At 29.6% G+C, this 20,805-nt stretch carries 14 protein-coding genes and 1 pseudogene; 7 read left to right on the top strand and 8 right to left on the bottom strand.

The genetic code is table 11. The features are described from left to right. Nucleotides 1-36: 36 nt before the first annotated feature. From BT151_RS11475 to BT151_RS11450, 6 genes are all read right to left on the bottom strand, one after another. Nucleotides 37-1,329: an SPOR domain-containing protein gene (locus tag BT151_RS11475; protein ID WP_072402271.1), complete on the bottom strand. Its 1,293-nt coding sequence runs from the start codon at nucleotides 1,327-1,329 to the stop codon at nucleotides 37-39. A 293-nt stretch (nucleotides 1,330-1,622) separates the two neighbouring features. Further along, nucleotides 1,623-2,888, bottom strand: coding sequence for a carboxypeptidase-like regulatory domain-containing protein (locus tag BT151_RS11470; RefSeq protein ID WP_072402269.1), 1,266 nt, complete (start codon nucleotides 2,886-2,888; stop codon nucleotides 1,623-1,625). Nucleotides 2,889-3,034: 146 nt separating this feature from the next. Next, complete coding sequence (locus BT151_RS11465; protein WP_072402267.1) at nucleotides 3,035-4,156, bottom strand: hypothetical protein; 1,122 nt, start codon at nucleotides 4,154-4,156, stop codon at nucleotides 3,035-3,037. Nucleotides 4,157-4,222: 66 nt separating this feature from the next. Next, the gene (locus BT151_RS11460; protein ID WP_072402265.1) at nucleotides 4,223-5,014 is read right to left on the bottom strand and encodes a TerC family protein; all 792 of its coding nucleotides are present in this window, start codon (nucleotides 5,012-5,014) and stop codon (nucleotides 4,223-4,225) included. A 165-nt stretch (nucleotides 5,015-5,179) separates the two neighbouring features. After that, the gene (locus BT151_RS11455; protein WP_072402263.1) at nucleotides 5,180-7,000 is read right to left on the bottom strand and encodes a cytochrome-c peroxidase; all 1,821 of its coding nucleotides are present in this window, start codon (nucleotides 6,998-7,000) and stop codon (nucleotides 5,180-5,182) included. A gap of 82 nt (nucleotides 7,001-7,082) precedes the next feature. Further along, nucleotides 7,083-8,615, bottom strand: coding sequence for a hypothetical protein (locus BT151_RS11450; RefSeq protein WP_072402261.1), 1,533 nt, complete (start codon nucleotides 8,613-8,615; stop codon nucleotides 7,083-7,085). 318 nt (nucleotides 8,616-8,933) lie between these two features. Between BT151_RS11450 and bshC the strand changes: the two genes are divergently transcribed. From bshC to BT151_RS11435, 3 genes and pseudogenes are all read left to right on the top strand, one after another. Next, nucleotides 8,934-10,535 carry a bacillithiol biosynthesis cysteine-adding enzyme BshC gene (gene bshC, locus BT151_RS11445; RefSeq protein WP_072402259.1) on the top strand — a complete coding sequence of 534 codons (1,602 nt, stop codon included), beginning with the start codon at nucleotides 8,934-8,936 and terminating at the stop codon, nucleotides 10,533-10,535. Between the two features lie 209 nt (nucleotides 10,536-10,744). After that, entirely contained in the window at nucleotides 10,745-11,839 is a 1,095-nt protein-coding gene (locus BT151_RS11440; protein ID WP_072402257.1) for a ThuA domain-containing protein, read from the top strand. A 41-nt stretch (nucleotides 11,840-11,880) separates the two neighbouring features. Then, nucleotides 11,881-12,159 (top strand): annotated as a pseudogene (locus BT151_RS11435) (bacillithiol biosynthesis cysteine-adding enzyme BshC); the annotation flags it as partial. Between the two features lie 40 nt (nucleotides 12,160-12,199). Here the strand turns inward: BT151_RS11435 and BT151_RS11430 are convergent. Then, nucleotides 12,200-13,867 (bottom strand): hypothetical protein, encoded by a 1,668-nt coding sequence (locus BT151_RS11430; RefSeq protein ID WP_072402253.1) that lies wholly within the window; start codon nucleotides 13,865-13,867, stop codon nucleotides 12,200-12,202. A 225-nt stretch (nucleotides 13,868-14,092) separates the two neighbouring features. Next, nucleotides 14,093-15,946 carry a tetratricopeptide repeat protein gene (locus BT151_RS11425; protein WP_072402251.1) on the bottom strand — a complete coding sequence of 618 codons (1,854 nt, stop codon included), beginning with the start codon at nucleotides 15,944-15,946 and terminating at the stop codon, nucleotides 14,093-14,095. A 285-nt stretch (nucleotides 15,947-16,231) separates the two neighbouring features. On the opposite strand from BT151_RS11425, the gene guaA reads away from it, so the two are divergent. The 4 genes from guaA (at nucleotide 16,232) to BT151_RS11405 (ending at nucleotide 20,776) form a co-directional block, all read left to right on the top strand. Further along, on the top strand, nucleotides 16,232-17,767 hold the full coding sequence (guaA, locus tag BT151_RS11420; protein WP_072402249.1) for a glutamine-hydrolyzing GMP synthase: 1,536 nt from the start codon (nucleotides 16,232-16,234) through the stop codon (nucleotides 17,765-17,767). Nucleotides 17,768-17,906: 139 nt separating this feature from the next. Continuing rightward, nucleotides 17,907-19,835, top strand: coding sequence for a LysM peptidoglycan-binding domain-containing protein (locus BT151_RS11415; RefSeq protein WP_072402247.1), 1,929 nt, complete (start codon nucleotides 17,907-17,909; stop codon nucleotides 19,833-19,835). A 115-nt stretch (nucleotides 19,836-19,950) separates the two neighbouring features. Further along, nucleotides 19,951-20,490 (top strand): DUF922 domain-containing protein, encoded by a 540-nt coding sequence (locus tag BT151_RS11410; protein WP_072402245.1) that lies wholly within the window; start codon nucleotides 19,951-19,953, stop codon nucleotides 20,488-20,490. A 55-nt stretch (nucleotides 20,491-20,545) separates the two neighbouring features. After that, nucleotides 20,546-20,776: a DUF3820 family protein gene (locus tag BT151_RS11405; protein WP_072402244.1), complete on the top strand. Its 231-nt coding sequence runs from the start codon at nucleotides 20,546-20,548 to the stop codon at nucleotides 20,774-20,776. The last annotated feature ends 29 nt before the right edge of the window (nucleotides 20,777-20,805 follow it).

Genomic DNA, 20,805 nt, shown 5'->3' with positions numbered 1-20,805 from the left:
TAACTTTTTAACTTGAATCTAATATTTTATCAAAAATTATTCAATTTTAAGTAGCCAAACTCTTTCAAAGCCTTTTTCCTTTTGTTTTGCTTTTGTACGCTGTGAAGCAATATCCTTTTCAGCGTAGCGGTCAACATAAACATAGTTAAATTCATCATTTGCGTCTTTTCTGCCATATCTTGCATAAAAACCATTTTGTTTTAATCGTGCTATTTCTTTGTCAGCATTTTTTAATTGTTTAAAACTACCAAGTATAATGTAATAGCCTGGTTTTAAATAATAATCATCAATAATATCAGAAGGAGTACTTTCATCCATAACAGGATATTTTTCTTCATCATTTACTAACTTATCACTTACATTATCAGCTTCATTGGTTTCTTCATTATTAACATTCAATTGTTCTTTTACTATAGTTGGCTCTTCTTTTTTTATCTTTTTTATACGATTAATTTTCTCTCTATTTCTTTTAACGTTAGCTAACCATTCTGGTATTTCGGTTTCTTTTGGAGTTAAATCTACCGACACGCCAATGGAGTGCACATCATTAAAGTTTTGAGAACCAATAGCGCTTTCGTAAGAATAGCTAAGCCTAACATACTTTAAAAATCGTGCGCTTAATGCGGCGTTAATTGAGTAATCATCTTTATATGAAACGGCCAATTCATAATTGCCTTTGTAATTTAAATTGGTTACACCTTCAAAGAAAGTTAAATCTGAATACGAATTATACTTAATCATAGGTGTTAATCTCATGTTATCTGAAAGGCGCATTCGGTAGGATAAGTATAGAGTATAGCCTTCATAACTAGAAAGAGGTTCGGGCATGTTTAATGTTAAGTCATTTTGTACTGGATATCTATTTAAAACTCCTCCCAGAGTAAGGTTGAAATTAGTATAATGTAAACCTAATTTATAAATGGTATTAAGTGAATTGTCTTTTGATGTATTAGCCTCGTTAAGTTTGTCTTGTCCAATTGAGGCACCCAAATTAAAATAATGAAATTCATTACCAAGATTCAATCTAAAACGACTACTAAGAAACATTTGTGAATAACGATACACATCATAACTATGTTTTGAATAATCTAAACCAAATGCAACATTATCAAAAAGTGATAGCTGAGCTGAAATGTATTGTGAGGTTTGGGCAATATCTGAATCTGATACTTGAAGAACACCTGTCATGTTATATTGACTATTTAATGATATAAATGAAGGATCTTCTAATTGACGATGAATTTGGTTTTGCCCATTAAAAACAAGTCGTTGACTCATCACAGACATTGTGAAAAATAAAAGTATTATACTGCTAATTGCTGTTTTCATCAAGTAAAACTTTTAATTTAAAATCAATAATAGCTAATAATTTTATTGAATTGTATTCAAAACTAATAAGATTTATTAATTAAACGATAAAACGCAAATAAATTCGATTAAAAGATGTTAAAATTAACATTTTAAGCATAACGATCTTATTTTCAATGGGTTTTGTAGAGTTAAAAAAATGAATTACAGAAACAAACAAAAAATATTAGGTGGTTAATTTCTTAAAAATAAACTACCTAATATTTTAATTATAACCTCAATTTACATTAATAAAACTAAAATGCTTTTTTTAATTAAGTTCGTTTAAGCTGTTTTTGTATTTTTTTAATTGCAGATTCAATGGATTTTTCTGGCTCAATAATATTATATGCTCCCCAAAACCTTGGATCTGAAAACCCAGAAGCTTTTTCGCTTAATATAGTTGTGGGCCGTATTATCTGACTTTTGTTTTTAGCTAGTTTTTCATCCACTATTTCCCAATCTGTTATAGCCATTTCACTACTTAGAGTATAAACGTTGTTAAAAAGTTTTCCTTCCCAATTTACTTTAAAAGTTAGTGAAATATTACTGTAAGCATAATGCCATTTTCCATCTTTAGTTCTATAATTTACACGATAGGTGGCTTCTGTTGGATACACATCAACTTTTCTAGGTTTTTTACGCACATACATTTGGCTTGTTAGTTCTTTATTAGAAACATTTAAACTATATGTTGCATTAGTTAAAGCCAAAGTTTCGGCATCAATGTATAGCTTTCCAAAATATAAGGGATCATTTACATTTTCTTTTTGTTTAAAATTAACAACATAGATTAGCTTTTCGTTAATACGAGTGGATTTGTCAAAATTAAAATTATATAAATCTATAGTTTCTTTAGTAAAAATATATTCTGGGTATTTTATAATATCTGTATACAAGTTACTAAATGGTCCACCTTGAAGTTTGAATGCAATAGTATCTAATTTAGTGTAGTCTGTATTTTTACGAGCTTTAACAAGTTCTATATAATCCCTTTTTAAATTACTATAAGGTTGCTTATGTATTTTCACAACAGCTTCAGAGAGCGAAGCATTACGTCTTCTTTTTTTAATGGTTTCCCTGTAAAAGGCTGTCATTAAAGTGTTATTAGTATTATAAAGTTCACTTTTTTTACTTAATGTTTCAATAACTAAAGATTTAGCATCTTTTTTTGTAGTAGTTATGCTTACTTCATCTAGTTTAGTAATAGCAGCAGTTAAATCTATCTTTTCATGATTATTTAAAGATGAAATTTTAATCTCTCTTTTTTCATATCCTAAATGAGAAATGGTTAGTATACCATCAAAAAATTTTTCTGGTATTTTAAGTAGAAATTCACCATCTGCATTAGTTACAGTACTAATATTTGAGTCCTTTATAACAATATCGGCAAATATAAGTGGGTCTTTTAAGTTGGCATCAATGACTTTTCCTTCTAGTTCCTTGTATACCTCCTCAGTTTCAGTTTGTGCAGTAATATTTGTGCAAAATAAAAATGAAGCACAAATGTAAATCAAAGTTAATTGAGTTAATTTTTTCATGGCTTTTAAGTTTAGAAGAGCACTTAAGATACGAAAAAATTCAATATAAAAACCTAATAATCAGATGGTTTTTGTTCGATTCAAGATTTTTTTTATGTTTTTATCAGACAAGCTAGTAATACTTTTAAAACCAAAAAGGGTTTAAATTATTCAATTGTTGAATTAGTCACAGAAATAGGAGTATCTGAATGCATAGAAATACTTGGATATATTGGATACCAAGAACCTCCAATATTGTTTTGAATTATAGAATTGTCAATTTTAATATTTCCAGAATGATCGTTGCTCACAAAAAATATGGATGAACCATATGAGTTTACTTCGTTTTCTTCAATTCGTGTTCCAAAAATACTTAAAGTCATGGTATTGCCATCATTATAAATAGCACCACCACTGCCGCCGCCAGGAGTGCCAGCTTCTGATGGATTACCACCATTACCAATGGCTTTGTTATGCGAGAATAAACTATTAATTATAGTCCAAGATACACCAATACTGCTTATACCGCCGCCATTTGAACCTATATTTCCATAACCTTCAGCACCTCCAAAGGTAGAGTTAGTAATAAATACAGGTAAGTTATTATATTGACTAAAAACTCTAATTGCACCACCACCAACATCTGGTCCAATACTTGCGCAAACATTATTAAAAAACCTTGAATTTACAGCTTTAAAACGACCGCCTCTTACCCAAATTGCACCTCCTCCTGAGTATTCTGTTTCTGATGTAGAATTTCCATCAGCAAATGTTATATTTTGCACAGTAAGTTTTGGTGTATCTTGATTTTGACAATGGTCTGTTGTCCAAACTTGGTTAGCATCACAAGTATTCATATATAAAATTCTTGTAGCTCCATTACCGCTTAAAGTCACTAAACCACCACCATCAATTATAACTTCTGGATTAGCATTGTTAAAGACTTTGGCTGGTTTATCCATAATAATAGTTACTGGCTGAGTACCACAATTAAACGTTATTTTTCCGCCTTTAGCAACAGCATTAACAACAGCATCACATGTACAGCTTTCTGGTGAGCCATTACCAATTATAGTGTCTGGATTGGAAACATCTTCTAAACCAGCATCACTAGGAATGGCAGAATCACCATCAGGGTTTCCTGCTGGTGGACCATCTTCTGGATTTTCTAAAGGATTATTAACAATTATAGAATCATTTTTAATACTCTCATTTGAACAGTTGAATATTAAAAAAACTAAAAATAAACTTAAAGCAAGTTTAATAATTTGGTAGGTTAAGCATTTCATGGGGTAAATGTTTAGATAATAACTATATACGAAACAAATACACACTATGGATTATATTGGTAATTACTATGCCTTGTTCTTTTTTTGGATTCTAAAATTTAAAAATTCAACAAAAAGTGAAAATGCAATAGCAAAATACAGATAGCCTTTAGGTATTGCACCTACCTCATTACCAAATAATTTTGTGTGCGATAAATGTGCCGATTCAGTAATTAGCATAAAACCAATTAATATTAAAAAGGCTAATCCTAGTAATTGCATACTTGGGTGAGAATCTATAAATTTTCGTATTGGGTTAGCAAAACCTATCATAATAGCAATAGAAATAACGACAGCAATTATCATTAAAACTAAATTGTAATTATGGTTAGGATGTAATCCATTAGTCATACCAACAGCTGTTAAAATAGAGTCTATAGAAAATATGAAATCTATAATTAATATTTGAAAAATGGCTTGAGATAAACTTTTAAGCTTCTTTTTATTAAGATTATTTTCATCATGATTTGGCAGTTCTACTTTTTCATGAATTTCTGAGGTGCTTTTATAGATTAAAAATAATCCGCCAACAAATAATATAATCGCTTGCCAACTTATAGCAATATGTAGCCATGTTAACTCAATAGTGTAAAAAGGTTCTTTTAAACCAATTAAAAAACTAACAAAAAATAGCAGTAAAATTCGTTGTATCATGGCTAATAATAAGCCAATAGTTGTCGCTTTTGATCGCTGATGTTCTGGTAGTTTGTTTGCAGCTATTGATATGAAAACAATATTATCAATACCCAGAATTATTTCTAAAAATGTTAAGGTTAATAATGCCATTATAGCATCACTAGTAAGTAAAAAGTCTATCACTTTATAAAAAATTAGAATACAAAATTAGTTAAAAAACAATTATGTAAAACTATTTAAAATTGACAAACGTAATTTTTAAGTGATTACTTTTATATATTATTTTATGTGGTAATTAAATTACATGAAGCAAATTTAGATGAGAAATATTTAGAGTTTTATAATTATTTAATTGTAGTTTGAAGAGACATTATTGTCTGTTAGTGTTTTCATAAAAGCAACCAAACTAGCTTGTTCTTTTTCAGTTAAATTCAACTCATCAAATGGAAGTGTTTGGTGTTCTAAATCGAAGCCAAGTCCGCCACCGCCACCAAGGTTATAAAACTCAATAACTTCTTCTAAAGTTTTGTAAACACCATTATGCATGTATGGACCTGTTATTTCAGCATTTCTAATGGATGGTGTTTTAAACATGCCCTTATGTAAATCTTCATTATATCTCCAATAAAAACCTAAATCATCATCTAGTTTTTTATTATCAGCAGTTTCAGGAACTCCTATAACTTCTTTTTCGGTTTCATTAAAAAATGGAGGTACTGTGCCATTTGTTAATGGTATAAAATGACATGTTGCACAAAGTGCTTTACCCATAAATAAATTATAACCTAGTTTTTCTTCTTCGGTATAAGTGTTTTCTTCACCTCTAATATTTTTATCGAATTTTGAATTGAATCCATTTAATGTTGAAATATATGATGAGATGGCTTTTATAACAGCTGTGTTTTTTTTAGGAACTTGTCCATACGCCTCTTTAAAGAGCTTAATATAAGATGAATCTTCTAAAATAGCATTAGAAAACTCATGCACATTTGTGTTAAATTCTTTATTATTTTTAAACACTAATGAAATTTGATCTAAGAGAGTTTTAGAACGTCCATCTAAAAAGAAACTTTGTTGGAAAGCAGTATTTATAAGTGATGGTGTATTGCGCTCTAAGGGCTTTCTTTCATTATCTAAATTAACAGCCAAACCATCAGCATAGCCTTTACTAGGTATATGGCAAGTTACACAAGCCATATTTCCATTTGCAGAAAGCATAGGGTCTGAAAACAGTTTTTCTCCAAGTTTAATTTGTTTTTGCGTAGGGTTTTTGTTGATTGCTGGTGTGAAATAATTTAAATTAAACGAGTTGTTTTCAAAAAATGTAGGTGCATCAAAGTTAAAGGGTTCGGTATTTATAGGTTCCCAAAGCTGACTCGTTCTACGTATTTCTACCCAATTTCTTGTAATGGGATTCATGTAATCTCTAGTGAAGGTAAATCTATCAAACATATCAAAATCAGTATTGTTATTAATAAATTCGATGGCTTTTAATATGTTGTTTTGAAATTCGGTGTCTAGAGATTTGTTTTTACTGTCAATAATATTTTGAATGGTATTATTATAAACTGTTTGTAAACTTTCTAAAGAAACTATAGTTTCATTAATACCTAAATGACTTACAGGTGTGTCAAAACCAGAAATAGCTAAACTTACTATTCTAAATAATTGTTGATGTGTAGCAATAAAAAAGCGTTGCGCATTTAATTCTCTTTTTTCAATGCCTTTTTTTAGAACAGATAGCATGCCTTTAGTGACATATAATTCTTGCTTGAAATCTTCTAACGAAGTTTCATTTTCATAAATACTTTCTTCAATTTTTTGGTATCCAACAGGTTTAATAATTTTACCGCTATCTTCTTTATAAACAGGAAGTGCTGGTCCGTTTGTTCTATGTCCAACTTCTGGATTTAAGTAAGAAGCATAAGGTTCTGCCTTTTTAAATGCTTCTCTAGATAAAGTAAAATATGTTTTGGACTTTTCTCCATTAATGCCCACGAGTTCCAAGCTATCTAAATAAGTTAATGCATAAGTAATGTTTTCTAAATAATAATTTTGAGCATAAGACCAATCTGTTACTGGGATAGTTTCTTTTTTAGAATTATTACAAGAAGTTATTATAAATAATAAAATAGATAGAATAATTAATTTCTTAATAGTGTGATACATCGCTTAGTTATGTGGGTTTTTATAAATAGAAGAATCTCTATTAATAAAAATAGAGATTCTTGGTTGTAGCAGATTATTGTGTTTATCTAGGTAATCCTTGTAATAAAACAATTTGTCCTCCTTGGTTGTGAGGTAAGTTTGTTGAAACAAACTCTGTACTTTGCCAGTAATGTGGTTGTAAGTTTAGCATGAAAGTATCTGGTACACCAACTTTATCAGAAATATCAATTAAGGCTCCAAACTCACCTGAAAAGCCAGTGCTTCCTGTAGGAGATAAGTTGCTTTCTATTTTCAATTCTAAAACAACTACAGGGTTATTTCCATCTAAATCTGTTTGATATATTTGGGCTGCATGATTTCTGCTAAAAGAATTTGGATCTTCCTGGAAGTAAACATAATTTTCGGTAACACAAATATTATCTGGACTTTGAAGTGTGGAAAGATTTCCGTCATTATTATTAGAATCTGTATTTCCACTAACAATTTGTGTTAATTTACCAATTAAAGGATTTGTTTCATCTAATTCTAATTTGTAAATAGTTCCCCAGTCATTAACATCACCTGTATTAGGACCTAAACCAGTTACAGCAAAATATACATTTCTAGCGTTTGCATCGCTTCCTTTTTGGTAATCTACATCTTCAACTCTTATAAATTGAGAAGCAAAAACGCTAGTACATGCCGTTTCCATTTCATTTTTTGTCATGGCAGCTCCGTCAACTATTTCAACAAACTCTACATCATAAGGTTTACCAAAATCTAAGCTACCTTCGTCATAAACAGTATCAGCTGTAACATCTTGTACACCACCTGCACCATCAGAAACTTGTTTAAATCTTAATACATGTATTTTACCATTTTCTAAATCGGCATCTCCATTTTCAGACAAATACATAGCAACTTGACCTTTTGATCCACTAGAATCATCATCACCACCAATAATTACTGTTTTTCCAGAATAAGCATCTTTAGGTAATGGTACTGCATTTTCCCATGAGAATTCTCCTAAAGCATCTAAGCCAAAATCTGCAGTTGGTGTTGGTGTTTCAATCCATGGGTCTATACCTTTAACGTCATAAGCTATACTTTCAGAAGCCGATAAAAAGATGTCTTTATCACCACCATGAATAGCTGCTTCCCACATAGTGCCAGAACATTGTCTTGCATAATCTGCAACTCCTGCGTTTAATAACCACTCACCTTTAATTGGTGTTAAGTTTTCGTCTAAACGAATTCTAGAAACACCATAATCATCTTCAGCATTAACTACATATATATATTCGTCGCCGTCTTTTAAAAGACCAGCACCATCTTGAGCACCAACCAATCTAAATCCATTAGGAAGTACATCAAAAGAACTTATTATTGAGTAAGCTTTTACGCCACTAAAATTTTCATTAATAATAACTAAAGGATCTAATAATGATTTGTTTGAGAACATGTCTGGATTTGGTGTGAAATCTTCACCGTCCTGTCCATCTTGCCCGTCGTTACCGTCTAGTCCATCTTGCCCATTGATGCCATCTTTACCATCTTCTGGTTGACAACTTACAATAGCCGTACTCGTCGCAGTTAAGACTATTAGGGTTAAAATAAGGTTGAGTAATTTTTTCATAATTTAAATAATATTTTTGGTTTTTATTTATCTCAAAATTATGATTAGATGTTATGAATCATGTTAATTGATTAATGTGCTTTGTTTAATTTAGGGTTAATGCAAGGTTAATAAGGTTACTTTAGTATTAAAGAATAGGCTTTAGTTTAGGTTAAATGTTACCTAGTAATTATGTGAGTGTTTAGTTTGTATAAAGTTTATTAGAAAAGGATTATAATTAAACAATGTAAATGACTTTGCATATTTTTAACTCTTAACTTAATTTTTAGATTTCAAAAAATAGAATAGCTGTATATTTACATGATTTTTAATTAAAATATGAAGCAAAACACAATACCCTTTTATAAAACAGGCTATTTCTCATCGTTAATTTGTGATTATTTAGATGAAATACCAGAACTAAAACCGTTTTATAATCGTTTTTCTAGTATTGATAATTTTAAAACACAGATAGAAGAAAAAGAATCATCTTTTAGTAAACAATCAAGACTTGTTTTAGTTTCTGCTTTAAATAAACAATATAAAAATATTGAAGCTTCTGAAGCAACCCTTAATAATATTGAAAGTTTAAATCTGGGTAATACTTTTACAATAACTACGGGTCATCAACTTAATTTATTTACCGGGCCGCTTTATTTTCTATATAAAATAGTTTCTGCAATCAATCTTTCAAAAGAACTTAAAACTAAATATCCAAATTCTAATTTTGTGCCTGTTTATTGGATGGCGACAGAAGACCATGATTTTGAAGAAATAAATTATTTCAACTTCAAAGGGAAAAAAGTGCATTGGAATAAAGAGTCTAGTGGAGCAGTTGGAGAATTATCTACAGAAGGTTTAGAAGATGTTTTTAATTTGTTTTCTTTAGAAATAGGAACAACTAAAAATGCAGAATATTTAAAAACACTTTTTAAAAATACCTATTTAAAACATAATAATTTAGCTGATGCTACACGTTTTCTAGCAAATGAATTGTTTAAAGATTATGGTTTAGTCATTATTGATGCTAATGATGCCGAATTAAAAAAACAATTTATTCCTTTTGTTAAAGAAGAATTAGTTAACCAAACATCATTCAAATCAGTTTCTCAGACTAATGCTCAAATAAATCAATTACCAAGCAATTATAAAATCCAAGTAAACCCAAGAGAAATAAATTTATTCTATTTAAAAGAAGGCTTAAGGGAACGTATTGTTTTTGAAGATGCTATTTATAAAGTAAATGACACAAAAATTTCTTGGAATCAGAGTGAGATTCTTGAGCATTTAAATGAAGCCCCCGAGCGTTTTTCGCCTAATGTAATTATGCGGCCTTTATACCAAGAAGTTATTTTGCCTAATTTATGCTACATAGGTGGTGGTGGTGAGTTGGCGTATTGGTTTCAACTAAAACAGTTCTTTGATGCTGTTAAAGTTCCGTTTCCTGTATTATTACTTCGTAATTCAGTTTTGATTAAAACAGAAAGCCAAGATAAAAAACTTCAAAGCTTAAAAATTTCTAATGAAGATGTTTTCTTAAAACGAGATAGGTTTATTAATAAGAAAGTAAGAGAGATATCTAATATCGATATTGATTTTTCTTCTCAAAAAGAAGAGTTAATTCAGCAATTTAAAGGGTTATATGAACTTGCAGAACAAACAGATAAATCGTTTTTAGGTGCTGTAAAAGCTCAAGAAGTTAAGCAATTAAAAGGATTAGATAATCTTGAAAAGCGTTTGTTAAAAGCTCAAAAAAAGAAATTAGCTGATGAGGTTTCTAGAATGACCGAACTTCAAAACGAGTTATTTCCTAGCCAAAGTTTACAAGAACGAAACACCAATTTTTCAGAATTTTATCTGGAATATGGCGAATCGCTTATTCCTAAACTTATAGAAAACTTAGAGCCATTGAATGGAGCGTTTACTATTCTAATCTCATAAAATGATGATTTGATAACCTTGTGCTTATTAAAATGACAGTAATTATCACGAAATTAGCAGAATTGTGATAAAATAGCATATAAATAAGTTAATTAAACTGAGTGAAAATTAAATTAAAGATCATATTTTATAAATTAATAATATAAGTGATAAAATAAAAAAGTCAAGTTTAAATTTTTTAGAATATCAGTTTATAAAAAGCAAAAAATATGTACTCAGAGTTTAGGTTTTTTAAAAAAAATATATTTATTTTCTTTCTTGTTTTTAATTTTATAGGTTTTTCTCAATCAAAGAAAATATTAGTCTATCATCAAACAGAGAGTTATAGGCACCCTTCTATTGATGCAGGAATAAAAATGTTTGAAGAATTAGGAGCCCAGAACAATAATTGGTCAACTGATAACTCTCAAAATTCAAATGTATTTACTGAATCAAATTTAGCCCAATACGATGCTGTAGTATTTTTAAATACCTCAGGAGATGATTTATTGTCAAATTCTGAAAAAATAGCTTTAGAAAAGTTTATAGCAAATAGTAAGGGTTTTGTTGGAATACATGGTGCTTCAGATACTTATCGAGATAAAACATGGTCATTTTACAATGAATTGGTAGGTGCTATAATTCAAAGTGATCCAAATCATACTTCTAATAATTTTAATGCAGACATGGAAGTGAAAACAAATAGTTCAATTACAAATTTTCTTGGATCTGTTGGTAGCACATGGAATAAAAATGAAGAATATTATTATTGGGAACTAAATGGCGGACAAATAAGTGAGGATAATACTGTGCTTTTGGAAGTTGAATCTACTGGAAATAATTCATATGATGTAGCTAGAGCAACTACATGGTATAAAGAATCTATTACTTATGATGATGATAATAATTCAAGTACTGTTGATGTAACATTATCTGGTATTAAATCGTTTTATACATCTTTAGGACATAATGATAGTGATTATGATAGTAATACTAAGTTTAGAACAATGCTTAAAAATGCTGTACTTTGGGCAATAGGAGAAACTACGTTAAGTGTTACAAATGAAAAACAATTTTCAGAATTTAAAATTATTAAAAATCCTGTAAAAAATAAAGTAAGAATATTTTTCAATAATTTGAATGAGGATGTTGATTTAAAAGTATACGATATTACAGGAAAACAAATATTTAAAACACTTATCAGATCATCAGCAATAAGGAATAATTTATATGAATTAAGTGTTTCAGGTTATAGAAATGGACTTTACTTTTTTATGGTTTCTACACAAAACACAACTGAAAGCTTTAAAGTTTTAAAAATTTAATTCAAAAATTTAAATATTTATATAATATTGAAGAATAGATGGATAGGTTGTTTCTGGTAGCAGTAAAAGCTCAAGAAGTAAAACAATTAAAAGGATTAGATAATCTTGAAAAACGTTTGTTAAACGCACAAAAAAAGAAACTTTCTAATGAGGTATTAAGAATGACGGATTTGCAAAACGAGTTATTTCCTAGCCAAAGTTTACAAGAACGAAACACCAATTTTTCAGAATTTTATCTGGAATATGGCGAATCGCTTATCCCTAAACTTATAGAAAACTTAGAGCCATTAAAAAATGAGTTTGCAATTTTAACGTTATAATAAAAGCAAGCCAATATGACTTGCTTTTTAAAACCAATTTTTAGCTACAAGCATTTGGAATATCCCTTGTTTCAGTAGTGGTATCTATTAACTGATTGATTAAAGTTATGCCTTTTAAGCTAACTTCAATATAATCTGAACCTATTTCTGTAACAACTCCTGAGAATCCGTTAAAATTAAATTGTGTCATAATTTCGCCACCATCTAACGAAGTGTTATTTTCATATTTTGCCCGGACTCTAAATGTTTGCACATAAGGCACTTTAATATTTTCATACACTTGATAAATATCTGCAGCACTTGTTCCTCTTCCTGGGGGTACTGTGATTTCTCTTTCAGAAGCAATCTCAATGGTTTTAGATGTTGTGATTTCTGTTGATTCTGTTCTAGTTTCTGTAGTGCTATGAGCATAACTTATTCCAGCAGTCGCAGAGGCGGATACAGAGTTGGAAGCTCCAAAAAACTGGCAATTTACACTTGCTTCTACCGTTGTAGAAATAGTTGTAGAAAGGCTAGCCTCAACCGTAGTAGAAACCTGTATGGATTCTGACCAAGAATAAGTGTCTGTTCTAGTTTCACTTTTTTTGATTCCCACAAGTTGGCTTAATGAGCCACTACTGCAATTTTTAAGTGCCGTATTGTATGCTGCCAATGTTTTTGAAGCAGGAAGTATAGGGTTTAAGAATTTTGTTCCTATAGATTCTATATTCCAATCTATTTCAAAATTTAAAATTCTAAAGTAAGAAGCGTTTGTATTTGACGGCTTGAGGTTTCCTGAACCTATTGGGGCATATAATGGTGACCCAGATTGAACAGGAATAATAACAAATTTACCTATATCTGTTTTTTGAATTTTGAATTTATAATTTTCTAAATCTGAAGCATCGGTATTACCTCCGTTTTTTGTGATATTGGCATTAGATTGTACAGCAAGTGTATTACTGGAATTAATATATAAATAATGTTTTTTGTTGCCATTGGGATTATATATATTAAAGATGTTATTTGCAGAATCGACAACTTCAAATCTAAATTTTGTAAACGGAATGGTTTGTTGTGTATCATTAACATAATCAAGATCGCTGCCTGCACGTATTTTAATTTCGGTGTTTAAATCTGATGTTGAGGTTATTAAAGTTGCAGAAGGCGCACCACGTACGGAAGTAATATCGTCATTTAAAATTTGCATATAATAATCAGCATTACTATCAAGTATTATTGGATGGATATCAGGTTTGGCAAGATTATCAACTTCTGTTTCATCAGGACTTGGCTTAAACGAAATTTTTGAACTGTTGTATATAGCTAATTCAGTACCTAATGCATCATTTATAATCACATTAATAGACACACCATTTTCTAGTTCATTTTTTGCCGTATCACTTAGGTTCTTGTTTTTAAATGCTAAAAAAGCTAAATTGGTATCAGGGTCTATGTCTATTTCATATTCTCCAGATTTTTCCCCTTCATTTATTGTGATAATTGCTTTATATGGCGTATATCCTTTTCTTGTTAAATTTCTAGAATTTAAACTAATTCCTAATTCCCCCTTGTCATTAGTATATTCATCAGTGTTTATATTGGATTGAGTTTCAACCAGTTTTTCGTCTGTCTGGTTGTTAGGATTGTCATCTTTGCTACAAGCGATTATTGTTGCTATGCAACAAACTAAAAGTAATTTTTTTAATGTGTTGTTTTGTGGTTTCATGTTTTGTTTTATTATTGGTTTAAAAATTCTGTTTTGTGTGACCTGTCCGGAAAATGGTCTGCAGCCCTAAACCGAACAAGACCACAAAACGGTTGTTGTCAACTTAATGACAAAACAAACCTATTACATGAAACTGATGTATTAAAAAAACATAGGTGGACAATGAGTGGACACCTTGAAATTAGATTAAGGATAAATAACAGATGGTTTTTAAATCCCTTGTTTCTAAAGGCTTATCATTAAATCTTGAAGTGAATCATCTGTGGTGATATCTAATTTTTTTCTAAGACGATAACGTGCTTTTTTAATGCCTTCGTGCGAAATATTTAGAATATTAGCAATTTCTTTAGATGATAAATTCATCTTTAGTAGAGACATTAAACGTAACTCATTTGATGTGACATCAGGAAACCTTTGTTTCACTTTGCTATTGAAATCCTTATGTACTTCTTGAAAGTATTTGCTAAAATTTTCCCAATTATTATCATCTTGCAGATCAAAATTAATAGTTCTTATAAGTTGTTGGTAGCCATTTTGGCTATTTTCTAAAGATTTTAGTTCTTCGGCTTTTTGTTTCAAGCCTTCTAAAACTTCGTTTTTCTTTGCTAAATGTAAAGCGTGGGTAGTAAGTTGCTTTCTTTTAAAATCTAACTCTAGATCTAATTTTTCTTTTTCTGCTTTACTGCGTTTTAATTTTTGTCTTACAGCGTAAAACCCAATTAAAGAAAGCAAGAACCCAATTCCAAATAAAATTTTGTAAAGATTATTTATTTCTCCTTTTTGTTTTAAAAGATTAATTTCATTTTTTTGAAGTAATATTTCTTGTTCTTTTTTTTCGGTTTCGTATTTGGTTTTTAATTCTTCTATTTGCTTTGATTTAGTTGAATTAAAAATTGAATCTTTTAAATTATGATATTTTTTATAGTCTGATAAGGCAAGTTCAATTAGATTTAAGTTTTCATAGGTTTCAGAGCGTTCTAAATATGCGTCAGATAAATTATCAATAGAACCAATGGAGTCTGCAAGGTGTATAGCTTGAGTGTAATAATTTAAAGATTTATTGTAGTTTTTTTTTCCAAAATAGGCAGATGCTACATCATTTAGGTAAATGATTTGATTATTAATAGAGCCATGTTTTGAAGAGATTTCATTGGATTTAAAAAAATATTTTAATGCTTTGTCAAATTCCTTTTCTTCTAAATAAATAGCTCCAATATTAGAAGTGTAAGGAGCAATAAAGTTATTCCAATTCATTGTTTCACTTATTTTTAATCCTTTTTTATAGATTAGAAGTGCGTTTGTATAGTCTTTTAAATCGTAATAGGTATTGCCAAGCTCCATATAGGATATAGCCAGCCATTTATTGTGGTTTAAATTTTCAAACGTTTTTATGCCTTTTGTTATATAGGGTATGGCTTCTTTATAATTATCTCTTAAAGTTTCAGTTCGACCTATACCTACATTAATTATTGCAAGTTTTAACGGTTTCTTACTTTTTAATGTGTCTAGAGCTTTTGAGGCATTGATTAATTGGTTTATGGCATTTTTATAGTCACCCTTATCAAGATAAATAGTTGATTTTTGTTGGTGTGCATCACTTAACATTAGCCCGTTTTGTAATTCTTCAGCAGTTTTAAGTGCTTTGTTGGATAGTTGTAATGCAACTTCAAAATTTCCTTCAAGATTTTCTGCTCTATTCCAAGCTTGTAACACTTTAAATAACTGAGTTTTATTCTTTAAAATTCCATATTCGTATTCAGATTGGTTAAAATAATATCTTAACGAATCAAGATTATGGTAATGAACATAATAATTACCTAGATTTTTAAGTGCCTTTGCTTCTTCATTTTTTAAATTTAATTCTTTTGAAAGTTTCAAACATTCATGTAGATAGTATTGAGCAGATTCAGAATTTCTTTCTCTCTGGTAAATATATATTTTTTCAGCAGTATTTATTTTCTCAACAGAATAAGCTAGTTTATGGTATGCAAGAATTAGACTATCAAGTTTTTTATCGTCTTGTGAAAAGAAGTTGAAAGAAATAAAAAATAAAAAAAGTATAATAGTGAAATGTTTCATTAAATAGTTGATTATCTCTCTGTAAAAATACTTATTTATTGCTGTAAATCAAATAGTTAATATGATTTAAATGTTTTAAAACAATTTATTGAATAGTAATGTTAATTTTATTGTACAGAAAAATAATCTTTGGTAAAGTGTATGAAATAGATATTGAATTAACAGAAATAACAATGGATCTTACGAAATATACTATTGATAGAATTTTAATGTTAAAGGATTAAAAATTAATAAAAAATTCTAAATCCTAATTCGTCAATCTAAAATCAATTACTATTTTTGCGCATGCAACATGACAAGGTATTAATTTTAGACTTCGGATCACAATACACACAACTTATTGCCCGTAGAGTTAGAGAACTCAACATTTACTCCGAAATACACCCATTTAACAAAATTCCATCTAATATTGAAGATTACAAAGCTGTGATTCTTTCAGGTAGCCCTTTTTCTGTTAGAGGTGAAGAGGCTTTACACCCAGATTTATCTCAAATAAGAGGAAAGAAACCATTATTAGCAGTTTGTTATGGCGCCCAATATTTAGCGCATTTTTCTGGTGGAGAAGTAGCACCATCAAATACCCGAGAATATGGGCGTGCAAACTTATCTTTTATTCAAAAAGGAGAATCGTTTTTTTCTTATATTAATGATGGTAGTCAAGTTTGGATGAGTCATAGTGATACTATAAAGCATTTGCCAAAAAATGCCGTTTTACTTGCTAGTACACATGATGTTAAAAATGCAGCTTATAGAATTGAAGGAGAACCAACGTATGCCATTCAATTTCATCCAGAAGTTTATCATTCAACTGATGGAAAAAAATTGTTAGAAAATTTTTTGGTAACTATAGCAGATATTAAACAAGATTGGACACCAGATTCTTTTGTTGAAGAGACTGTTGAAGCCATTCAAGCAAAAGTAGGTCATGATAAAGTTGTTTTAGGACTTTCAGGAGGTGTAGATTCTACAGTTGCTGCTGTATTGTTAAATAAGGCTATTGGTGAGAATTTGTATTGTATTTTTGTTAATAACGGCTTACTTCGTAAAAATGAATTTGAAAGTGTTTTAAATCAATACGAAGGTATGGGACTTAATGTTAAAGGTGTTGATGCATCAAAACGTTTTCTTGATGCTTTAGCAGGAATAGAAGATCCAGAGAAAAAACGTAAAGCTATAGGAAATGCTTTTATTGAAGTTTTTGATGATGAAGCCCATAAAATAGAAGATGTAAAATGGTTGGCACAAGGTACCATTTACCCAGATGTTATTGAAAGTGTTTCGGCAACAGGAGGTCCATCGGCAACTATAAAAAGTCATCATAATGTAGGTGGATTGCCAGATTTTATGAAACTTAAAATTGTAGAACCTCTTCGTGCTATTTTTAAAGATGAGGTTAGACGTGTAGGAGCTACTTTGGGAATAGATCCAGAACTATTAGGACGTCATCCATTTCCAGGGCCAGGTTTAGGAATTCGAATTTTAGGTGATATAACAGCCGAAAAAGTTCGTATTCTACAAGAAGTAGATGCCATTTTTATAAATGGTTTAAAAGAATGGGGATTGTACGATAAAGTTTGGCAAGCAGGAGCTATGTTATTACCTGTAAATAGCGTTGGCGTTATGGGAGATGAGCGTACTTACGAAAAATGTGTAGCACTTAGAGCTGTAGAAAGTACAGATGGTATGACTGCAGATTGGGTGAACTTACCATACGAGTTTCTTCAAAAAACATCAAACGATATAATAAATAAAGTAAAAGGCGTTAATAGAGTAGTATATGATATAAGCTCAAAACCGCCAGCAACTATTGAGTGGGAATAGAATTTCTTTAAAAAAAACTTCTTTTGGCATACTATATGTAAATTGAATAAAAGAAAAGGAAATAGTTTACATCCTTTAGGTAAAAAATAAACGTATATAGTTAAATACGTTTCATTATATTTATATCTAGCAGAATAATATGAATAGATTTTTATTAGCATTAGTTTTTGTTTTAGCATTTAATTTTACTTCGGTTAATGCACAAAATTTCAGTACACACCAAGTTAAAGACGGAGAAACAATTGATGGTATAGCGAAACGTTATTTCGTAACTCCTTTAGATATTTATAGTTTAAATCCTGATGCTAAAAAGGGGCTGAAACCAAATACAATTCTAATTATTCCAATTTCCAAAGCTAAAAAACCAGAAGTTACTATTGTAAAGGAACTAAAAGGGTTTAAAGAACATAAAACAAGACGTAAAGAAACTTTGTATAGCTTATCAAAAGAATACAAAGTATCTGAAGACGACATAAAAGCATATAATAAATTTCTTTATGCAAATCCTCTACGCAAAGGCGATAAGCTTAAAATACCAATATTTAAAGTTACTGAAGTTGTTGATGAAAATCCACACATAACAGAATATACAGTACTGCCTAAAGAAGGCAAGTGGCGCATTGCTTATAAATTTGGAATTACCGTAAAAGAATTGGAAATGCTTAACCCAGATATGGGAGAAGTTTTAAAAGAAGGTGAAATTATTAATGTGCCTAATCTTGAAGGTGAAGAAGTGAAAAATATTGATGAACAATATAGCTACTATAAAGTATTACCAAAAGAAGGTTTTTATCGTTTAAAATTAAAATTAGGTTTAGAGCAATCACAATTAGAAGAACTTAATCCAGATTTAAAAGAAACAGGTTTAAAAAACGGAATGATCTTAAAAATACCTTACTCAAACTTAGCTAGTGGTGTTATGCGAGCAGAATCTGAAAGTATTAACTTAATTGATAGTATATCAGATTTCAAAACAAAGCATATAGCTGTTATGTTACCTTTTAGATTAAATCGTGTAGACTTTGATTCAACAGAAGACACAAAAAAAAGTATTAAAGAACCATATTTAAACGCTTCGCTAGATTTTTATTCTGGTGTTTTAATGGCTTTAGATTCTTTAAAAACTCTAGGAATATCTTTAAAAGTAGATGTTTATGACACAAAATATCAAGTAAGTGAAGTGTCTAGGATAATTGATGAAAATGATTTTGAAACGGTTGATGCTGTTATTGGACCATTAACAAACGATACATTTGATAAAGTAGCTTCAAGATTAAGAGTTTATAATACACCAGTTGTTTCTCCAATAGGGTCAGATTTAAAATTATATGATAATGTTTTCCAGTCTAAACCATCAGACGGTTTACTAAAAAGTAAGATTGTAAATTTTGTACGAGAAGATAGTTTAACAAGTAACATTCTTATTATTTCAGACAGTAAAACAATAGAAGTAAGTAACGATCTTAAACGAGAATTCAATCAAGCAAAACAAATTCATTCACGTAAAAATAAAGATGGTAAAGATGACTTTTTTGTTACAAAAGAAGATATTCAAGCTGGTCTAAAACCAGGAAAAAACATTGTGTTTTTAGAAACTACAAATGAAGGTTTTGCATCGAATGTAACAAGTGTTTTAGCATCTTTAAACAAAAGCAAAAATATAGAACTTAATGAACCAGCTGTAGAAATTGTTTTGGTAACTACTAATATAAATTCAGCTTTTGAAGGTGATCAAATAAACAACACACACTTATCTACATTACAGTTTCATTTTGCAACCACATCAAAAGAATATAACTTTAATGAGAATAACTCTTTTGTGAAAAAATACAATAATCTTTATAATACAACACCTAACAAAAGAGCCGTTAAAGGTTTCGACTTAACAATGGATGTGGTTTTACGATTAGTCTCTTCAGAAAATTTATATATGTCTGTGAAAAATGCAGCTTTAACAGAATATGTAGAGAACAAATTTTCATATAAAAAGAAACTTTTTGGAGGCTATTATAACGATAGCGTTTATTTAGTAAAGTACGACGATTTAGCTATTATTGAGGTAAAATAATAAGCTTTAAAGGCTTGCGTTTATATTTTAATTAAGTCATTATTGCGAAGAATACATAGTTTTTGGTAATCTCTTTATTGTTATATCTAGGTTTTATTAAATATGATACAATTTTGTGGTTAGAATTTTCCTTATAATATGTTGTTTTTTTAGCGTTCAAAAAGATGAACCCATTATTTCTTGGAACGAATCTTACAAACTATCATGGTCAGATTTTAAGGCTAAACCAGACAATAATACAAGTGCAGTTGCTATAACAGCATCTGGTATTACTTTTGGCTTTTCAGTTACACAAACAGATAGAAATGATGTTGTTAGTTTTTCAACCGAAGTTTATGCTCATTTTTATCCAGAACAATCATGGTATAAAGTAGAACAGGCAGATACTCATGTTTTAGGGCACGAGCAATTACATTTTGATATTACCGAATTACACGCTCGTAAGTTTAGGCAGCTCATTAGTTTGTTAAAAATATCAAATAGTATTAGAAATGAGTTAAAGCAACTTCATAATACTATAAATAAAGAACTTGCAGAGTTGCAAAACAAATATGATGATGAAACTAATTATTCCAGAAATTTTGAAGCGCAACAAAAATGGAAAACCTATATTGAAGCCGAACTTAAAAAGCTTTCAGAATTTAAATCCAATTAGTCATAGCAAATAAGTAACGACTATGGCGATTTCTTTAATAATATAGACATTTATAATGTTACCAGATAAACAATTTTTAATTGACTTAGCACACACCAAAATGCCATTTGGTAAGTATAAAGATCGCTATTTAATCGATTTGCCAGAGTATTATGTGGTTTGGTACCATAATAAAGGATTTCCAAAAGGAAAATTAGGTATAATGCTAACGCAGGTTTATGAGCTTAAATTAAACGGATTAGAAGATTTAATAAGGAATATTAAAAAGCAATATCCTAAAAGATAAATTTGAGTTTTTGTTTTACTACATGATAT

The organism is Flaviramulus basaltis, assembly GCF_900114265.1.
In the GTDB taxonomy this organism is placed as follows: Bacteria; Bacteroidota; Bacteroidia; order Flavobacteriales; family Flavobacteriaceae; genus Flaviramulus; species Flaviramulus basaltis.
The sequence above is the reverse complement of the archived record's forward strand: the minus strand, read 5'-3'. Positions and strand labels throughout refer to the sequence as shown.

Bases quoted from the DNA above. Each gene is read 5' to 3' on its own strand.
- BT151_RS11475 (WP_072402271.1), bottom strand. From the start codon at position 1,329: ATGAAAACAGCAATTAGCAGTATAATACTTTTATTTTTCACAATGTCT.
- BT151_RS11470 (WP_072402269.1), bottom strand. From the start codon at position 2,888: ATGAAAAAATTAACTCAATTAACTTTGATTTACATTTGTGCTTCATTT.
- BT151_RS11465 (WP_072402267.1), bottom strand. From the start codon at position 4,156: ATGAAATGCTTAACCTACCAAATTATTAAACTTGCTTTAAGTTTATTT.
- BT151_RS11455 (WP_072402263.1), bottom strand. From the start codon at position 7,000: ATGTATCACACTATTAAGAAATTAATTATTCTATCTATTTTATTATTT.
- BT151_RS11450 (WP_072402261.1), bottom strand. From the start codon at position 8,615: ATGAAAAAATTACTCAACCTTATTTTAACCCTAATAGTCTTAACTGCG.
- bshC (WP_072402259.1), top strand. From the start codon at position 8,934: ATGAAGCAAAACACAATACCCTTTTATAAAACAGGCTATTTCTCATCG.
- BT151_RS11440 (WP_072402257.1), top strand. From the start codon at position 10,745: ATGTACTCAGAGTTTAGGTTTTTTAAAAAAAATATATTTATTTTCTTT.
- BT151_RS11430 (WP_072402253.1), bottom strand. From the start codon at position 13,867: ATGAAACCACAAAACAACACATTAAAAAAATTACTTTTAGTTTGTTGC.
- BT151_RS11425 (WP_072402251.1), bottom strand. From the start codon at position 15,946: ATGAAACATTTCACTATTATACTTTTTTTATTTTTTATTTCTTTCAAC.
- guaA (WP_072402249.1), top strand. From the start codon at position 16,232: ATGCAACATGACAAGGTATTAATTTTAGACTTCGGATCACAATACACA.
- BT151_RS11415 (WP_072402247.1), top strand. From the start codon at position 17,907: ATGAATAGATTTTTATTAGCATTAGTTTTTGTTTTAGCATTTAATTTT.
- BT151_RS11405 (WP_072402244.1), top strand. From the start codon at position 20,546: ATGTTACCAGATAAACAATTTTTAATTGACTTAGCACACACCAAAATG.